Below are 731 nucleotides of genomic sequence, written 5' to 3'. Positions count from 1 at the left end.
GTTTTGAAGCGTAAAAATCTCGATTAAGAAGATTATTTACAGTTAAATAATTATGTTTAGAATTTGTTGTAACTCTAAACTTTTTACTTAATTTACTTCTTAAACCAAGCTCTTGCATATATTTAGCAACTGTTTTAACTGATATTCTGTAACCTAAAGCATTTAATTCTGAATGAATTCGAGGACTTCCATATCTCTGCTTGAATTTAAAATATAGATACTTTATTTTATCTAGCATCAAATTTTTTCTCAAAAGTCGATTGGAGCAACCTTTATTTTTCCATTTATAATAGCTGCTGGAGTGGATTTTTAAGATAATACACATTTTCTCAATCGGAAATTGGCAATCGTGATTCTTTATAAATCTATATTTCATCGACCGTTCTTGGAGAAAATGCTGATTGCTTTTTTTAAGATATCACGTTCTAATTCTGCATCTTTAAGCTTTCTTTCTAATTCAACTATTCGCTCCTGTTCTGGCGTTAGTTTTAAATTACCTTTTCCTGGAAAACTATTGGATCCGTATTCTTGATAATCTTTGCGCCATTTGTATAATAAGGAGGCTTTTATTCCAAGTTCCCTTGCTAATTCCGATATATTACTTCTTTCATAACTCAATTCTACCGCTCGTAATTTAAATGAAGCATCGTAATGATTTTTTATTCCTTTCATAATTGTAAGATAAGTATTATATACCTTTTCTTACTCTGGAACTTTCGTTAGGATATCCA

2 protein-coding genes are annotated in these 731 nt (G+C 29.7%); both read right to left on the bottom strand.

The window, feature by feature from the left end; translation table 11 throughout:
• A partial coding sequence (locus HXZ69_RS15245) for an IS3 family transposase (RefSeq protein WP_286496466.1) occupies window positions 1-376 on the bottom strand: 376 nt, incomplete at its 3' end.
• Window positions 373-672 (bottom strand): transposase, encoded by a 300-nt coding sequence (locus HXZ69_RS15240; protein ID WP_125388334.1) that lies wholly within the window; start codon window positions 670-672, stop codon window positions 373-375. The genes HXZ69_RS15240 and HXZ69_RS15245, both read right to left, overlap by 4 nt.
• Between the last annotated feature and the right edge of the window lie 59 nt (window positions 673-731).

It is taken from the genome of Empedobacter sp. R132-2 (assembly GCF_030324375.1).
Taxonomy (GTDB): Bacteria; Bacteroidota; Bacteroidia; order Flavobacteriales; family Weeksellaceae; genus Empedobacter; species Empedobacter falsenii_B.
Note: the sequence above shows the minus strand (reverse complement) of the source record. Positions and strands in the feature narration are given on the sequence as shown.